Annotated in this window: 19 protein-coding genes; 7 read left to right on the forward strand and 12 right to left on the reverse strand. The window is 38.3% G+C overall.

Annotated elements, in window-relative coordinates:
* Window positions 1–217: 217 nt before the first annotated feature.
* Together B3E92_RS08295 and B3E92_RS08300 are read right to left on the reverse strand one after the other, a co-directional pair.
* The gene (locus B3E92_RS08295) at window positions 218–940 is read right to left on the reverse strand and encodes an SIMPL domain-containing protein (protein WP_286896186.1); all 723 of its coding nucleotides are present in this window, start codon (window positions 938–940) and stop codon (window positions 218–220) included.
* Between the two features lie 181 nt (window positions 941–1,121).
* Complete coding sequence (locus tag B3E92_RS08300) at window positions 1,122–1,628, reverse strand: RNA polymerase sigma factor (protein WP_070563905.1); 507 nt, start codon at window positions 1,626–1,628, stop codon at window positions 1,122–1,124.
* A gap of 349 nt (window positions 1,629–1,977) precedes the next feature.
* Here B3E92_RS08300 and B3E92_RS08305 point away from each other — a divergent pair, with 349 nt between their 5' ends.
* Together B3E92_RS08305 and B3E92_RS08310 are read left to right on the forward strand one after the other, a co-directional pair.
* Entirely contained in the window at window positions 1,978–2,709 is a 732-nt protein-coding gene (locus B3E92_RS08305; protein WP_286896188.1) for a hypothetical protein, read from the forward strand.
* A 10-nt stretch (window positions 2,710–2,719) separates the two neighbouring features.
* Complete coding sequence (locus tag B3E92_RS08310) at window positions 2,720–3,376, forward strand: response regulator transcription factor (protein ID WP_286896190.1); 657 nt, start codon at window positions 2,720–2,722, stop codon at window positions 3,374–3,376.
* 411 nt (window positions 3,377–3,787) lie between these two features.
* Here the strand turns inward: B3E92_RS08310 and B3E92_RS08315 are convergent, their stop codons facing one another.
* Complete coding sequence (locus B3E92_RS08315) at window positions 3,788–4,162, reverse strand: hypothetical protein (protein ID WP_139144937.1); 375 nt, start codon at window positions 4,160–4,162, stop codon at window positions 3,788–3,790.
* A 314-nt stretch (window positions 4,163–4,476) separates the two neighbouring features.
* On the opposite strand from B3E92_RS08315, the gene B3E92_RS08320 reads away from it, so the two are divergent.
* Window positions 4,477–6,495, forward strand: a complete 2,019-nt coding sequence (locus B3E92_RS08320; RefSeq protein ID WP_286896193.1) for a glycoside hydrolase family 43 protein — start codon at window positions 4,477–4,479, stop codon at window positions 6,493–6,495.
* Window positions 6,496–6,503: 8 nt separating this feature from the next.
* Here B3E92_RS08320 and B3E92_RS08325 read toward each other — a convergent pair whose 3' ends face one another.
* The 4 genes from B3E92_RS08325 to B3E92_RS08340 all read right to left on the reverse strand — a co-directional run bounded on the left by B3E92_RS08325 (window position 6,504) and on the right by B3E92_RS08340 (window position 10,727).
* A complete protein-coding gene (locus B3E92_RS08325; protein ID WP_046673508.1) occupies window positions 6,504–6,803 on the reverse strand; it encodes a hypothetical protein in 300 nt (99 codons plus the stop codon).
* Between the two features lie 112 nt (window positions 6,804–6,915).
* Window positions 6,916–9,084: a GAF domain-containing sensor histidine kinase gene (locus B3E92_RS08330; protein WP_286896195.1), complete on the reverse strand. Its 2,169-nt coding sequence runs from the start codon at window positions 9,082–9,084 to the stop codon at window positions 6,916–6,918.
* A gap of 163 nt (window positions 9,085–9,247) precedes the next feature.
* Window positions 9,248–9,874, reverse strand: coding sequence for a hypothetical protein (locus tag B3E92_RS08335; protein WP_070563921.1), 627 nt, complete (start codon window positions 9,872–9,874; stop codon window positions 9,248–9,250).
* Window positions 9,875–9,971: 97 nt separating this feature from the next.
* Entirely contained in the window at window positions 9,972–10,727 is a 756-nt protein-coding gene (locus B3E92_RS08340) for a Ku protein (RefSeq protein WP_070563924.1), read from the reverse strand.
* A gap of 125 nt (window positions 10,728–10,852) precedes the next feature.
* On the opposite strand from B3E92_RS08340, the gene B3E92_RS08345 reads away from it, so the two are divergent.
* Window positions 10,853–12,058, forward strand: coding sequence for an NAD(P)/FAD-dependent oxidoreductase (locus B3E92_RS08345; RefSeq protein WP_286896198.1), 1,206 nt, complete (start codon window positions 10,853–10,855; stop codon window positions 12,056–12,058).
* 8 nt (window positions 12,059–12,066) lie between these two features.
* Here B3E92_RS08345 and B3E92_RS08350 read toward each other — a convergent pair whose 3' ends face one another.
* The 4 genes from B3E92_RS08350 to B3E92_RS08365 form a co-directional block, all read right to left on the reverse strand.
* Window positions 12,067–13,026 carry a DNA topoisomerase IB gene (locus B3E92_RS08350; RefSeq protein ID WP_046673503.1) on the reverse strand — a complete coding sequence of 320 codons (960 nt, stop codon included), beginning with the start codon at window positions 13,024–13,026 and terminating at the stop codon, window positions 12,067–12,069.
* Between the two features lie 36 nt (window positions 13,027–13,062).
* Entirely contained in the window at window positions 13,063–13,536 is a 474-nt protein-coding gene (locus tag B3E92_RS08355) for a PA2169 family four-helix-bundle protein (RefSeq protein WP_286896201.1), read from the reverse strand.
* A gap of 215 nt (window positions 13,537–13,751) precedes the next feature.
* A complete protein-coding gene (locus B3E92_RS08360) occupies window positions 13,752–13,937 on the reverse strand; it encodes a hypothetical protein (protein ID WP_070563932.1) in 186 nt (61 codons plus the stop codon).
* A gap of 79 nt (window positions 13,938–14,016) precedes the next feature.
* Window positions 14,017–14,517 (reverse strand): RNA polymerase sigma factor, encoded by a 501-nt coding sequence (locus tag B3E92_RS08365; RefSeq protein ID WP_286896203.1) that lies wholly within the window; start codon window positions 14,515–14,517, stop codon window positions 14,017–14,019.
* Between the two features lie 396 nt (window positions 14,518–14,913).
* On the opposite strand from B3E92_RS08365, the gene B3E92_RS08370 reads away from it, so the two are divergent.
* Window positions 14,914–15,162, forward strand: a complete 249-nt coding sequence (locus tag B3E92_RS08370) for a hypothetical protein (protein ID WP_070563936.1) — start codon at window positions 14,914–14,916, stop codon at window positions 15,160–15,162.
* Between the two features lie 42 nt (window positions 15,163–15,204).
* Here B3E92_RS08370 and B3E92_RS08375 read toward each other — a convergent pair whose 3' ends face one another.
* A complete protein-coding gene (locus B3E92_RS08375; RefSeq protein ID WP_147282038.1) occupies window positions 15,205–15,555 on the reverse strand; it encodes a hypothetical protein in 351 nt (116 codons plus the stop codon).
* A 141-nt stretch (window positions 15,556–15,696) separates the two neighbouring features.
* On the opposite strand from B3E92_RS08375, the gene B3E92_RS08380 reads away from it, so the two are divergent.
* Window positions 15,697–16,275, forward strand: a complete 579-nt coding sequence (locus B3E92_RS08380) for a hypothetical protein (RefSeq protein ID WP_286896205.1) — start codon at window positions 15,697–15,699, stop codon at window positions 16,273–16,275.
* A gap of 185 nt (window positions 16,276–16,460) precedes the next feature.
* Entirely contained in the window at window positions 16,461–16,730 is a 270-nt protein-coding gene (locus B3E92_RS08385) for a hypothetical protein (protein WP_046673496.1), read from the forward strand.
* Window positions 16,731–16,801 lie beyond the last annotated feature (71 nt).

Consider the following 16,801-nt stretch of genomic DNA (forward strand, 5'->3'; position numbering starts at 1 on the left):
GATACATTACTCCGTTGATTACATTGAACTATTGTATGATAAAGTAACGAAACGAAAATGAACTGTATATAAACTATGTGTTAAATATACGAAAAAAACACCGCGATGAATCATGGTATTTAACTTAGCCGTATGCTAATTCTAAGCAAGTTTTATTCGTAAGTACGATCTTACCAGAATGTCTAATTGGCGTAGATTCTTAATCCCAATTTTTGAGCTATCTAATTTCAAATTCCGTATATATTGTCCTTTTAAATTCTAAAACTTCGGGGGCTACTTTAAATCCTTCGCCGCCGTAACCCTTGTTGAATGTTTCTAACCCCATCCCTGTTCTAAACTGCGTCGATTGGTTGGATGCGCTTCCGTCGTTCGACAAAAACAGCAGTTTGCCAATTTCGACATCTGCCCGAGATGCAAGTTTTTTTGCAGATTTTAATGCATCATCATAAGCAATAAGATCCGCTTCTCTTAAAATACTGTCTGCTTTGGAATGATCGAATGAGATGGAGCCTATTCCGCTTATTTTGGTCTCTAACAACTTGCCTGTTAATTCTGTAAATTTCGATAAATCATGTAAAACAAAATCGATTGTTTGTTGTGCTTGATAACCAATAAATTTATTGGTATTTCCGATGTATTGATAATCCTTATTTGCTGATACGCTGCTTGTTTTAATGTCTTCCTTTCTATTGCCGTATTTTTGGAGCAATGCAATGACCGTATCGACAGTTGCTTGAGTCTCTCTAACCGCGTCTACCATCCTCGGTTTTGTGAATGCCGTATTGATTGTCAACGTGACTTGATCGGGCATTATCCTAATCTTTCCTTCACCACTGACACGAATTCTATTTTCACCTTCTTTTGCTGCCCGATCACAGGATAATACTACCATAATGCCACTCAAGCATATAAAAAATAAAGTGATTAACTGTTTTTTCATACTTTTTGATGTTCAATCTATTAAATCAATAAGTTGTTCCCTAAATATCTAAATATAATGAATAACTAGGATATCCGCTAGGGTAAAATGCAGTTGAAGCATAGGAAGGTCTAAGTAATGGGAAATAAGATAAAAAAGCAGGCTAAATACCTGCTTTTTTATCTTGAAAAGCGACCATTTTTTAATCGATACTTTTTGAATAAATCTTTAGGTGTTTTTGCAGTGCTTTCCTGGCCATATGTATACGTGTTTTGACCGTACCCTCCGGGATTTGCAGATGCTCTGCAATTTCATAATATTTAAATCCTTCCAAAAACATTGCAAAGGCGTTATAGTAATCTTTTGATAAACTATTGAGTGCGTGTTGTATATCAGAGGCTATAAAATTATTTTCACCGCGATTGGTTGTTATTTCATTATGATAACCTATACTTACATATTCATTGCGGTAATTCTCCAATCTTTTATTTCGAGTATATTGGTTAATATATGTATTTTTCATGATTATATAGAGCCAGGACATCAACTTTGGATGTTTCAGGAATTTTTCAATAGATCCCAATGACCTTACCATGGTCTCCTGAACCAGATCTTCTCGTTCATCCGGATCGTTTGTAAATTGCGCTGCCAAATATTTTAATGTAGGTCTTTTTTCCTTAAACAGTTGATCGATTGTTAAATTTTCCATATTATCAAGTTTTAAGTGTCTATCTTGCCTATATCACTACAATTAAGGTGCTAGAAAATAATTAAGAGGAAATGCGTTGACGCTGAATGGATCAAGCTGATTTATTACTTGTTTTATTTTAACAACCAGTTAGTCAATGTTTTATGTAGAATAACTATTCAGCTATCAGGCTGATGCTAAGCGTTATTCTGCATTAATAACAAGTGTTTTCCTGTTTCATTTCCCCCTTTTTTCTTTTTGTCGCACGTATTTATACGTAGTGTTTTAATTGGTACATTTTTAATGGCTAAATAGATGTGAATATTTAAAACTGTTGATACCTTTAAATGGTTATTAGTTATGACATGTAATGAAAAACAATATGGGGGACGAAAACAAAAAACTATATTTTGATCTATCAGAAGAGCCTGTGGGACGGTTGGAGAACCTCAAAGAGCCTTCGGAACTAAAGCAGGTATGGGATGGTAGTCAAGAAGATTTTTATAAATCGATTATTAGGAATCAACAAGATGATATTGGAAAAATAGGACGGTATTTCCGCGATGAATTGGCTCAGGAACTTTACGGAATGCGTATATCTCTTCAGAATTTTACAAATCGCTATGGTGATTTTGAAGAATTACGTTGCTTACGTGATTCATTAAGCACGTTGGTTATGGAGATTCGTAATAAAGCTGTATTGCTCTACAATCCGATACTGAATGATCTTGGCATTTTTCATGCAGTTGATGAGGCTGTGGCGAGTTATAGAAAACGATCGGGTTTTACAATTGACACCTTGCTAGATCCGCATTTAAGAGAATTGCATCATGAGGCACAAGTTCAGCTGTTTAAGTTACTTACTGCTATATTCCAGTATTTAAATGATGAGATTCCTTCACAGGCTATTTCAGTTTCGGTACAGGTGATTGAATTTGAGATTTTAGTTAAAGTGTCACCTTTTTTTAGCCAGGGGAGATCGCTGTCAACAATAAAACATGAACATAGGCCAATGCGTTTGATGAAGATTGCTGAACTCTATAATGCACGGATTATGAATCATACGCCGGAGACAGGTATTTTACTTAAATTAACTATTTAAAAAAAGAATAATGATAAAAATCCTATTGGTTGAAGACCACATGGTTGTACGTAACGGAATAAAATTACTATTAGAATCGCAAGATGGATTTGAAGTTGTTGGAGAGGCGTCGAATGGAAAGGAGGCTCTTCAGTTCTTAAATTCTAATCCTGTTCCTGATATTGCCTTAACAGACATCAGCATGGAGGAAATGGATGGTATTGAACTATTACATGAATTAAAAAAACAGTATCCGTCAATTAAAGTAGTAATACTGTCCATGTTGAATCAGATCAACTACGTTGTTGAAGCATTTGAATCTGGTCTTGCCGGATATTTGGTTAAAAACGTTGGCTATAACGAATTGCTTTTTGGATTAAATCATATCGCAAATGGGGGACGATACATGAGCGAGGAAATCGCAATGATACTATTGGACCAAGTTCGCTCTAAACAAAGCTATGCACAGGTATCAGGCGAGCTACAGACAGATTTTGATATCTCCGATAGAGAGCTTGAAGTACTCAAATTAATTGCAGAAGGATACACAAATATTGAAATTGCCGATAAGATATTTTTAAGCAAGCGTACAGTTGAAGGACACCGTCAAAACTTAATCGATAAAGCGGGCGTAAAAAATACAGCTCATTTGGTCAAATTTGCATTTGAAAGAGGCATTTTGAATTAAAAATTTCCTGATAGCCCCATCAGGAAATTTGAAATCTACACCACTATATTTTATGCAGTTAGTTTGTTACACGCAATTGCGCAAAGTTCACATAATTTAGCACAGTGCTGGCAATGTTCATGTGGATGCATAAAGCACTCCTCTGCACAGAGTGTACATAATTCAGCGCAAGTCTTGATAAGTCGTCGGCTATAGTAACTTTCCATAGCAAGAAGTTCGGCCACCGCTTTACACACGACTGCGCATTCCATATCCAATGCAATACATTTTGCCATGGCTTGAAGGTCACTTTCTTTTGTGCAAGCATTCGCACAGGTATGGCAAGCAGTAACACATTGCCAACAGGCTTCTATACACGATTGTTCGATTGAATTTATCATAAGTTTGTCGTTTTGTCTCGCTGATTGCGCCTTACATAACTGACTTGGCAGCTTTGATGCTATCTTCTAAATAGCCCATTATACCGTCATGATCAGCTTGGGTAATTTTGCCATTCCTTAAATTTTCCAAAACATCTTTTTTAATTCGAGCGATGGCTTGTTCTTTTTCCATCGCTTCTACTGCTGTCTTTGCATTGATTCGATCGACAATGATTTTGCCGAGTTTGTTGTATATCCTTTCAGCTTCCTTATTGGACAACGCTGGAGCTGGAATCCCAGCAACAGCCTCGTTAGCAGCAGCTATATTTGCATAAATGACTGCTTCGGTATTCTTTGCTGCCGCAGCTTCAGCTCTCGCTATAGCTTGTTCACTGGCTGCCGCTGCTTTATTTTCGGCCTCCTCCATATGACGGGAAGCTTTTTCCTGAGGAGTTTGATGATTACACGATATCAACAGCAGACTGGTTATTAAGGAAAAGAAAAAGATGTTATTACATATCATGACCTACGCTCTTAAATAAGTATTTGATTATTTTAAATAGAACGGGTCTCAGAAGTAAATGGTTTGTCAATTAAATGAAACAGTTGCATTTAACTAAACTTGGTTAGAGAAATGGTTTTATGATACAAAATGATGTTCAATTGATACAATATTACCGGCAATTGAGCGATTAATTATTGAATTTTAGATATCTGTATACCAAATAGCTATTCAATTCAATGAACAAAATATACCTCTTAATTAGTGCCCTTTTTCTGTCTTTTGTACAGACGACAATCGCACAGCATACCACAGCAGTATCGATAGGAAAGGCGAATATTCCAATAGACGGGATTTTTCAGGCTGATCCAACCGTATTCTTTTACGGGGGATATTATTATCTGTACGGTACGAATGGAGATTCTGAAGAACAGCAGGGGTTTAAAGTGTATCAATCTACAGATTTGAAACATTGGAAGGTCCCGGCAGGCACAACTTCAGGTTTTGCTCTTTTAAAAGGAGATGCTTTTGGATCGACGGGATTTTGGGCGCCACAGGTATGGTTTGAAAAGGGTAAATTTTATATGGCTTATACAGCAGATGAGCATATAGCAATTGCAGTTAGTGATAGCCCTGTAGGTCCTTTTAAGCAAACTTCCAAAGCACCACTTGAAGTCGGGCAAAAGCAGATAGATCCTTTTGTATTCAGCGATCGCAATGGGAGGAAATACCTGTTTCATGTCAGATTAACGCAAGGAAATAGAATTTTTGTCGCCGAATTAAAGTCCGATTATTCGGGAATAAAAGGAGAGACGCTAAAAGAATGTGTCCATGCGGAATTACCCTGGGAAAATACAGCAAATGCAGAGTGGACGGTTACCGAAGGTCCTACTGTTATCCAGCAAGGCCAGTATTATTATATGTTTTATTCGGCAAATGATTTTCGAAATAAAGACTATGCTGTCGGCGTGGCGATCGCGGATAATGTCTATGGGCCTTGGAAAAAACTGGAAGGTCAGCCGGCATTAAGCCGAAAAAATAGCGGTTTTGCCGGAACTGGACATGGCGACGTTTTCAAAAAAGGAAAGCAATGGTATTATGTCTGTCACACACACTTTTCAGATGAAAAAGTGGCACCTCGGAGAACCGCTATCATACCGTTTAATTTTGCATCAACTGGTGATGGTATTACGGTTCCTCGGTTTGATACCGCAAAGTTTCGCTTCCTGGCTACAGATCAGGGATTGACCCAGAATGGAAAATCCTATCAAACGGATGTAGCCTTTGGCGATCCCTTTATTGTATTTGATCCGCCTACCGATCGATATTATTTATATGGCACAGGTGGAACTGAAAACGGCTTTATTGTTTATAGTTCCAAAGATCTGAAAACATGGACGAAGGAAAGGAAAGTATATGATGCCAACCAGCCTAATGGCTGGGGAGAAAAAGATTTTTGGGCGCCTGAAGTTTACCGGGTCAATAACAAATACTATATGTATTATAGCGCCCATTGGAAAGATAATCCAAAACAACATATTGAAAACTATCGCATCGGGGTAGCTGTGGCGGATAGTCCCTTAGGGCCATTCAAAGACCTTACTGGAAAACCTATTTTTGATCCGGGATATCCAATTATTGATGCGAACGTTTTTAGAGATACCGACAATAGGAATTATCTGTTTTATTCGCGTTGTTGCTACGAGCATCCGGTGGAGTCGGAGGTTGCGGATTGGGCGAAGCAGAAGTATGGCTATAGCAGGATCGAAGAGAGCTGGGTGTATGGTGTTGAATTGGACAGCAGTATGACTAAAACGATCGGGGACCCAGTCCTTTTAATGCGACCTCCAGTTTCGATGAATGACGTACAGGCTGAATGGGAGAGTAGGTCAGTCACTTCGGGTGAGATAAATAGACGATGGACAGAAGGTTCTTTTCTAATGAAAAAAAACGGACAATATTATATGATGTATTCCGCCAACTATTTTGCTGGAGCCAATTATGCGGTAGGCTATGGAACGGCAACTGCCCCATTGGGAAGCTATGAAAAGTCACCTGCTAACCCAATCATTGAAAAAAATACCCATAGCGGGGGAGTAATTTCGGGTACCGGACACAATAGCCTATTTAGCGATAGAGAAGGAAAGCTCCGCTGTGTGTATCACGGACGTACTATAAAAACGGGTGATAAACGCATCGTGTTTATCAGCGACGTTTTTTTTAATGAAAATGGCCAATTGCATATCGTTACAGATTGACCCGCTGGTCAATCTGTCTTTTTTGGGATTGCCGGATTTTCGACATTTTCATCCCAAGCAGCGGACGAGGCCGCTCTAGCACTTGTTCCGTCGCTTGTTTGTGTCTTTTTATGGGCATAATTGACATTTTCTTCTTCTTCAGGATCGGTTTCATCCACGTCCGGTTCAGGACGCTCAATTGGATCAGTATCATTGGGATCCGGAATAGTATGTTGCCCGAATAATCCTTTGCGATACCATATGTTACTAAAGTAATAGGCAATAATCAAACCTCGTTTTACTACTGCATGTTGCAATATCTCTTCCATGTTTTCGATTTCGTTTAAGTGGTACAACCCTCTTTATTCGCGTTGTATTCTCTCGAATAATGAACAATATCAGCAAGGAAATAGTTTGCGAGATTTCAGGATGCTCATCAGGTTAATTGAGCAACATTTGTTCGGGAAATGGCTTAACAATTGGAAAGTAAAGATGAACTGTTGTGCCCAAACCGATTTCCGATTCAATTTTTATATTTCCTCCCAACCGCTCCATAATGCGCTTTACGAGTGAAAGACCAATGCCCGTACCGGGTATGGAGCCCACGTTATCCGCCCTTGTAAACATTTCGTATATGTGCGGTAGGTGTTCACTGGGTATGCCAATTCCATTATCCTTGATTTGATAATGGGTATAATCATCTTCATGCGAACTATCTATGGATACCACAGGGCTGTCCGACTGGGCTGAATATTTTATAGCGTTGATAATTAAATTGGAAAAAATTTGATAAGCGGCACTTTTCTCGCCCCAAATAGGCAATAATGTACCAAAAGTGGGCCGACAATTATTGACGTTATATAGAATACTGTTTTCTTGGAATATACGCTGAATGGTGTAGGCCATTGGAAGTGGCTCTTTGTCTAAAATGCTGGATCGGTGTTGGCTTAATTGTACCATATTGTTGATAATATCCTCAATGTTGGTGACACTTCGGCTGAAATTCTGATACCATTTATTGATTTTTTTAAAATCGATATTGTCGGGGTGTTGCTGAAGAAATTGTATACCCATTTTTAAGATGGACAGCGGGTTTTTCAAATCGTGGGAAAGCGTATGGGTAAACATTTCCAATTCATTGTTTAAGCTGAGAAGTTCGTCATTGAGGAGCTGGCGTTCTTTCAATTTCGCAAAGATGGATTCTTTGATGATTTGATTTAAGCGAAGCACAAAGTTAATTTCAGCATCATTCCATGGCTTGGCAACATCATAACGCGTATCTTCCCAGATTTTGAGCTGCTTTTTACCATCCTGTTCTTCTTTTAACTCCATTTGCATGACCTGACTGCTATTTTCTCTTCTAAACCAAACGATGTAATAATCGTTCTCCAAGCCTACCTTTAAATACATTAGACCGGCAAAACCAAGCTTTTCTTTAAAGTTTTCTTGATGATTTAGACGAAAGTTGTAGTCTTTAAAGAGGGCTTTGTCGGTATGTTTCTGCAGGAATTGAATGAGTTCATAAAACTGTGCTTTAGGAGGAGACTGCCCATAGCTAAAAACGTCGCCCTGATTGAAAATTGCCAAACCATCTGCATCCACAAGCTGAGTTAGAATGTCCATATGTTGTATCAAGGCACAATTTACCATCTTATTTTCAGAGAGACTTTTCTTTAATTCTTCTTCTGCGAGCTTTAGAAGCTCTGTTCTTTCCAAGAGATTCTGTTTGACATGACTTTCATATTTGCTGGTTGCCGCCTGGATGGCAAATGTGCATAGTTTTCGTTGTTGTAGGTCGACCACACGCTTTTCGTCATGCTGCGCAACCACAAGTCCCCAAAAATCATCATCAATACAGATTCGAAAAAAAAGGGCACTTTGAACATTTATTTCTTTTAAAAAAAGTTGATGGAGTTCAGGCAGAGGAGATAATAGGCTCGAAAGGGGATCGATGGCCTCATCTTTATAATAGAATTCTTGTCCCTGATCGTCCATGTTGGGAGCGTATCGATACGAATAACTACGATAGTAAGACAAAACTTCCTCGGGCATAAAATCTTTGGAGAATTCCTTGCCTTTGAAAGAAGACCGTCCATTTGCCGTATGCTCAGCAATCACCGAACTATACCCTGTTTCTTGAATTTGCAAAACGAAAACACGATCATAATTCAATATCTTGTTAATGGCCGAACAAACGCGATTCCAGTTATTTGGCTGAATGGTATCCAACAAAAAATTGAGTTCGTTAATTTTTTTAGCGGCAATATATTTTTTATGTTGTTGTTCCCATTCAATGTAAAGATATTCATCATGTCTACGTAGTTTAACATAAACCCTGTCGTTTTTAATTTTAATGGGTAAAATGTGACGCGACTGTCCGTTTTCAAGAAGTTCCATCACAGCATTCCTCACTTTCAATAGGGCTTCGCCGAAGGTATGGCCAAAGCTATGAAAAAAATGGGTTCCTAATAGAGCTTCACTGGTATAATGTTCATTTACGACAGACTCCGTCACTCCGACGATCGTAAAGTGCCGATCTAAAATGACCAGGCTGCCAAAAGACTGAAGCTTAATAACGGTTTGATTACTCGATTGGATTGTATGATTCATAGTACCCCAAAACTCCTAATGTATACATAAATATACGAAAAAAAATTACGACAACATAGATCGAATCTTTAATATTAGAACGTTGGAAAGTAGATAAAATTGCCTTATTGGCTTCTTTTTACTTTGGAATTAAAAATGGTACCATTTTCTCACATGTAACATACTATAAATGGGCATTAAATTCTTTGGCAACAGCATTCGCCATTCCTTTAATTAATGATTTCCACTGCGGATAGGAGGCTCCTATTTTCGCCGCCAAACCGACGAGATAGTTCCGAACATTATCGCTAAAATTTTCATTGTCAACGTTTATGATCTCGTTTCTGCCAGCATATTGAAACAATATACTGTTTCTACGCTGTTCGATCAGGAAAGTTGACGATGAAATTCCTTCGAAAAAATGAGCTGTATTTTTATCGCCGGGATGGCTTGGATCGGGACAAGGCTTTAAGGTTAGGGCAAAAACTTTATAATCATCGGTTTTGTCTAGCGTGAGGTTAACGACATGTACCCAGTCATAACCACCGCTACTTGGAAGTCCCGGTCCGGGGATATCCAGTCTGATATAATCATGTAATTCGAGTAAGCGATCTATCGGTGTACCATAACCGCCTGTCAATTGAAATGTGGTAGCGGGTAATTGGGCTAACGTGTACCAATGGTTGACCTTTCTCAGGTTCTCTACGCCCAATTCAAATGCTAAGTTAGCGATATCTTCACTTGCAAATTCAAGTGATTCAAAACAATCAAGTCTTTTCCCTTCTTTCTGTTCCGGTATGATATTTTTCATCGTTCTTCTATTTATGCTTAAAATACTGGATTTCTTATTCCTGCTTTTAGCTTCCTTGAAGGTAGCTAAGCCACCTAGGTTTTTATGTCGGTGCGTCTTAACCCAAGCTCGCTTTTAGCTTGGCAAGAAGATCGTCTGCTTTTGTATGCTCAACTTTCATTTTTCGGATGGTTGGGCGTTTTCCCTTGTCTTTTTGCTTGATAATTTTTAGGAGCTCGTCCATGTATTCATTTTTATATTTACTAATATCAAAGGACTTACTGTGCTGCTCAATCAGCTGTGTCGCCATGTCCATTTCCACCTTTTGAATTTTTATTGTAGTGGGCAATTTAAGGTCGTCCAAGCCCCTAATCTCCTGCTGATAGCGAATTTTATTCAATACCAATGCATTACGATAGGGTTTTATAAGGGCTAGATGTTCGACATTTCGCATCACAAATGCTCCTAAACCCGCCATTTTTGTTTTTTCTAAAGCTTTGACAAGCAGCTGATAAGCTTTCTCACCGCCCTTCTGTGGTTCGAGGTAATAAGGTGTTTCAAAATAAATACTGTCAACATCCATCAGTTTTACAAATGCATGCAGATTGATAAGTTTTGATTTCTCCGGACTTGCATCTTCAAAATCGGCGTCTTCCAAAACTACATAGTGGTCTTTCATAAAGTATCCTTTAACAATATTGTCCCACTTTACTTCTTTACCAGTCTGTTCATTTACCCGTTTGAATTTAATATTGGATAAATCTTTACGATCAAGCATGTCCAAATCGAGACTTGCATTTTCAGTTGCACTATATAATTTTATGGGAATATTAACTAAGCCAAAACCAATAGCCCCTGTCCAAATTGCACGCATATGTTGTCCATTTATTGCTAATACGATAACCTTCGCTATGGAGGAATGGTTTGAAATTTAATAAAATAGCTGGCAAACTATTCCTAAAGGAATCGGTTATATACTGTAAAGCTGCTATTATTATCATGGATTTAAAGTCAAATGAGCCATTTTGGTTGGTGAAGAATGGTCTCTTAAATACCTATCCTTCCTTACAAAAAGATATAAGCTGTGATGTACTTATTGTAGGAGGGGGGATCACCGGAGCCTTGATTGCGCATCAATGTATGGGCGATGGAAAGAAATGTGTTCTTATAGATAAGCGGGAAATTGTGAATGGGAGTTCGGCGGCAACAACTTCCATGTTACAATATGAGATTGATATTCCCTTATATAGATTAAAGGAATTAATCGGCATTCAGGGGGCAATTGCGAGCTACCGAGCCTGTGGAGAAGCGATTGATAAATTAGGTAGACTTGCCAAGAAAATCCGATCGAAAGCTGGTTTTAGAAGCAAACAGTCACTCTACTATGCGGCAAAGAAAAAGGATATAGCTTGGCTAAAGGTGGAGTTCGAAGCAAGGCAAGAAGCTGGCTTCGACGTCAAGTGGCTGACGGAGCGGGATATCAGGGAACGTTATGCAATGTGCGGTGCTTATGGGGGTATACTTTCGGATCTAGGGGCAAGCATTGACGCCTTTTGTTTCACACACGAACTATTGGCATATAATGTTAACCGAGGGTTATCTATTTTTGACAAAACAGCGTTGGAAAAAGTGTTTTATAAGTCTGGTTATAATTCAGCGATTACTTCAACAGGGGCTAAAATCAAAGCGGAAAAGATTATCTATTGTACAGGATACGAAACAACAAATCTCATTTCCGAAAAATTTGTTGACCTGCTAAGCACATTTGCTATTGTATCGGAAGCTGATAAAGAACATAATCAGCTATATCGCGACCTTCTCATCTGGAATACGGCCACGCCCTATTTGTATATGCGAACAACAGACGACGATAGGTTTCTGATTGGAGGAGAAGATGAGACCTTTAGAGATCCCATCAAGCGAGATGAGCTCATTGCAAAGAAGTCTCATAAGTTAGCGCAGTCATTTAATAAAATTTTTGTCGATAAAACCTTCCGCACTGATTTTACTTGGGCAGGTACATTTGGGACGACCAAAGATGGATTACCTTATATCGGAGAACATAGAAAGTTCAAAAATTCATATTTTGTATGTGGCTTCGGCGGAAATGGTATAACCTTTTCTGTTGCAGCAATGGAGATGGTTGCGAGTTGGCTTCATAAGCTAAACCATCCATTGGAAGAATGGTTTAGATTTGGCCGGTAATTTCCTGCTTAGCCATGTTTACGTAAAAATCGGAATACTCTCTCTTCAAGCTTCGCTAGTGGTAATTTATCTTTTATAAAGGGGAACTTTGCTTCCATAAATACCTGTTGTATGGCCGGATGGATATAATAAGTCTGCGAAACAGACTTCGTATTACCAAGTTGCTCTGCAACCTTCTTGATGACGCTATTTAATTGTCTTTTCCGTGCACTGAGTGATTCCGCCTGTTTTGTTTGCGCAAGCTGATAAAAGGCTTCACGACTGGCGCCCCAAATGCGAATACTCTTGCAGCTGATCTCACCCGTACAATTCTTCCGCAGATACTGATTAAAAGCGGAACCACAGAAAGTGCTTTCGCAACTTGCACTATCCATTTGGAATATCCTTTTGCCTTTCATTTTTAGTAATTCTTCCAAAAGTTTAGCTTGTTGTTTGTTGGTCCAGGATTTCTGCTGGAAAACCCCCTTTTTACCTTTATAGGCTAGCGATATCCGATTGCCTTCAATGCTGACGTGTCTTTTTTCCAAAGTACTCAGCCCATACGATTTATTTGTCAGTGTATAACGCTTATTGCCAATACGAATCAATGTACTGTCCATTATTTTAAAAGCAACTGCACAAAGTTTATCCATGTCCCAAAATTCGTGTTTGAGGTGTTTGGAACTGATGTTTCTCAACTCTTGTAAGTATTTACCCATATAGAGGATATTGCTAAACTTTGCAGCTTGCCGTTGGCCGACAAATTTGGAATGATAGATATATTGTTTGCGTCCTTTTTGGTCGAAGCCAAAAGCCTGTAAATCGCTTTTTGAGCTTTTAGCAATCCAAACATCTGTCCAATTTGGTGGAATAACGAGTTTTGCGATCCGCTCTAAAACCTTTTTATCGGACACTTCCTTTTCCGAAGCGTCGAAATATTTAAAAGACTTACCTACTTTTCTTCTTGTATACCCCGTTCTTGCTTTCATAGTGCATTTTCCCTTGTAAAATATGTTGATAATAGGTTAAGACGTTGTGGCCTTGTCTCGTAACGTTTTAATATATTCGTGAGCTTCGAGCTGTATACCAAGTTGTTTTTCGATGAGCAGGAGCAGATCATGGCTGATTTCCCAGTCTTCATGGTCAACAACATCCTTATAGGTATGTGTAAAGGCATCTTCACCTTGCTCACAGCTGCATAGTAAACTCCTTTCATCATTTCCTGAAATGGAGGATTTTATCTCCATCCAAATTCTGAATAGCTTGCCACTGATCATCGTTCCTCCGATTGAGTCGTCTTCCCGCGGAGCTAGGTAGGGTTTTAATTCTTCAATAAATACCTCGGATTGGTTCATAAACTCAATAAAGGTGTTATTTAAATGTTCAAGTTGGAGGCGCGTGGCTATTTCTACAGCTTTTTGATAACCTGCAATCCGATCGTTGTTGATCTGTATAAGGTCGCTGGTTAATGTACGATCATTTACCGTATTGTTTTCCATTTAATGTCGGCTTTGTGAATTTCTATTTTTCACTTAAGAACGCCTCAAGTAGCCCTGCAGTTTTGTGAAAGAACAGGATAGGTATAATTTCATCCATGAAGGCGATTTTATACAGCGTACCATCAGTAGATTGTTGCACGATAGCTGGAGCGAAACGCAAAAAAAAACGGCTGCTTTAAATTGCTAAAGCAGCCGTTGGACGGTAATTGCTATCTTTATTTTTTATTAAAAGAAGTTTTTTTACCTTTTTCCGTATCGACCTTAATCTGTTTCTTGTCTACTGATTCCGAAACTTCTGGTTGAACAATGGTTTTGCTATTTCCTTTTCCTATCGGACCGCCGCAGATAATTAGCGCAATGACCATAGCTTGCTGATTATTTATTTTAACTCTTGATTTCATATGTTTACCATTTAACGAATTGTTGTGATGTCGGTTAGCTGCTTCTAGATAGATAACCCTAGAACCACCTTTTTGTTTTTTATTTGAGCCTGTAAATTTTAAGTTGCTTTTGAAGTTTCTTTCTTGTCATGTGGATCCTGGTTTTTATAGTGCCTTCGGGCATGTCAAAATAAGAGGCTATCTCATGATACTTGTATCCTTCGAGAAATAATTGAAACACTTGATAATTTTCTTCCGATAAACTGCACATCGCTTTTTCAATATCATCCGCGATGAATTTAATGTCACTTTTATTTGTTTCTATTGTGTTGGTACTTTCGAGACCGATGTAGGTTTCGTGGATATCATTCGTACGCTTCGCTTTGCGGTATTGATTGATGTATACATTTTTCATAATAACGTAAAGCCAAGACATTAACTTGGGGTGACGGATAAAATCATCGATCGATTTTAATGCGCGGATAAGTGTTTCTTGAATCAAATCCTCTTTTTCATCAGGATCATTGGTGAATTTTCCCGCGAAATGTTTCAAAAGACTTCTTTTTTCTTCGACTAACAAATTTAAATTGGAATTGTTCATAGTACCTTTTGTTAAATTGACTGATGTGTATTCGATAAACAGAGGTACAATTAAAGTGCTAGTTTTGCGATTTAGAGGTCATCCAAACCTTGTTTAAACAGGTATATGGGAAAAATACGTAAAGCTGCGTATCGTTGATTTTGTAGTAGAAACACTACAAAAAAGCAGGATTAAACGTGTCGCAATAAAATTTACTGCCATGAATAGCTTTTTTTAATTGGGTATTTGTTCCTAAAAAAAATGTCTTTATTACGGGTATTACCTGTTTTAATGCCATATACTAGTGTCCATTTTTTTAAGCAAGTTTTTGAATTTTTTGTTTTTATCAGCTTTTATTGAACTAATAAGCTTTGCATGTGGTTCTTATCGAAAAGATTAACACAAAATAAATAGACTATGAAAAAGAGCAAAAGATTCACATTAACTTTAGGAGCGATATTATGCGCTACACTATTCTTTTCGTGCCAAAACTCGACCAAAAATCAAACTGAGGGAAGCGGTCAGTCAGACAACATTGCACCTACTGATGCCGACGAAACCCGGTATAATTTAAGCGAACAGCAAAAAATGACCATGCAGAAAGATACGAGTTTAGCAGACACACTTAGGAAAGACAGTATCAATAATAGTAAATCAAAACCGTAACCATCTCGTCGACCTATCAATATATCTGATAAAAAAACTCCCTTAATTAAGGGAGTTTTTTTGCTCTTTCTTTTGATCCGGATCAGCACCATAAATATCTTCTTCTGAATGGTCCGGTTGCTCTTTCTTTTGATCCTCTTCTGTATTAATTTTTTCTTTATTACTACGATCGCGTTGTTCTTCTTCGCTTGGATCAGGCCCCTCTGCATTTTCAGGATAGTATAGGTCAGGAGTTACGTCTTCTTGGGAAGGGACTTGAGGCTGCTTCCGTACAGAAGTACCATCGTCGGTACTTGGATCGTTGTCTAGAGGGTCTATTTCGTTCATGTACATGGAGTTTCTCCAATATGACTGTGAAATAGAATCACCAAATTGAATTGCTGTATTCATCATCTTTTTAATAAAGAACAGCAATTAAAACTGAATGGTTGTTTTTTTTATTAAAAGGTGGTATCCATATTTTAATGATAAATTTAAAACTTTTCATTTATTGACCTTGTTATTAAATTAAAGTAATTTAGAACATACATATATATGAAAAAATCGACACTTCTTTTATTAATAACAGCAGGTATTGGGTATCAGGCCCATGCGCAGAAAATTGAGACCACGCCACAGATGTCATCGGAGGTAGGCATCGAACCTATAAAGCAAGGAAACTGGATGGTCGGTGGATCGATCGGTAATCTAGGCTACAGCTTTGAAGCAAAATCGTTTAACATTGCACTTCAACCGAGAGCGGGCTATTTTGTTTCGGATGGTTTGGCCATCGGAGCGCAAGCCAACTTAGGTTTGGCCACGGTAAAGGATGCTGATAATGAATGGACATATGGGGTTGCACCTTTTGTACGCTATTACTTCCCCAATGCAGGTTCAACTACAGGGAGATTCTTTGGGCAGGGAGACATCGGGATTTCGGGTAGCTCGAAAGGGAAAGATGTTGCACTGGCCGTAGGAGCGAATGTGGGTTATGCACATTTTATTACCAGGACAGTGGCTTTGGAATCCACCTTCGGTTATAACTACAGTAAAGCCAATATCAATACGGGTAGTGGAGCGAGTGGATTGGGGGTAGGTTTGGGTTTTCAGATCTATCTGCCTGGCAAAAGATAGATTAATCTCGTACAGACTTAATAAAAGCATGTTTTCAAACCATAATGGTGAAAACATGCTTTTTTTATATAACGTGTTTATACTTGATACTGTGTATAAAAGACGCATTTTTGCTGGAATCAGCAAATGATGCAAACATTTAGACAATTACTGATGTTCGCTTTTTAAGAAAGGAGCAAATTACGATGACTGGAACAAAAAATATTGGGTTGGTACTAAAAGATAAAATGGGGAAATGGTCTTCTTATGATATACCATTGCTTAAGGAATGTCATCTAAATAATAAACTGGTCAAAAGTAACGAGCAGGAAGGTATTTTTGTGGTGGGAAGCTTGGCAACAGGATTATATATTTTCTCATTGTATAAGAACCGTTTTATAGATTTAATGGGTAAACAAATTGGGGTGGAAGAAATCTGTGAGCATTTTGATCGCTACAAACAGACCCTAATATAAGCGCCTGTAAATATAAGCACCGATAGCGCTTTCGAATGCTCAAACCGAAGGTGTTAACCTGACTTTTTAAC

Origin of the sequence: Sphingobacterium sp. UBA6317, from assembly GCF_002440385.1 — a bacterium.
GTDB classification, from domain to species: domain Bacteria; phylum Bacteroidota; class Bacteroidia; order Sphingobacteriales; family Sphingobacteriaceae; genus Sphingobacterium; species Sphingobacterium multivorum.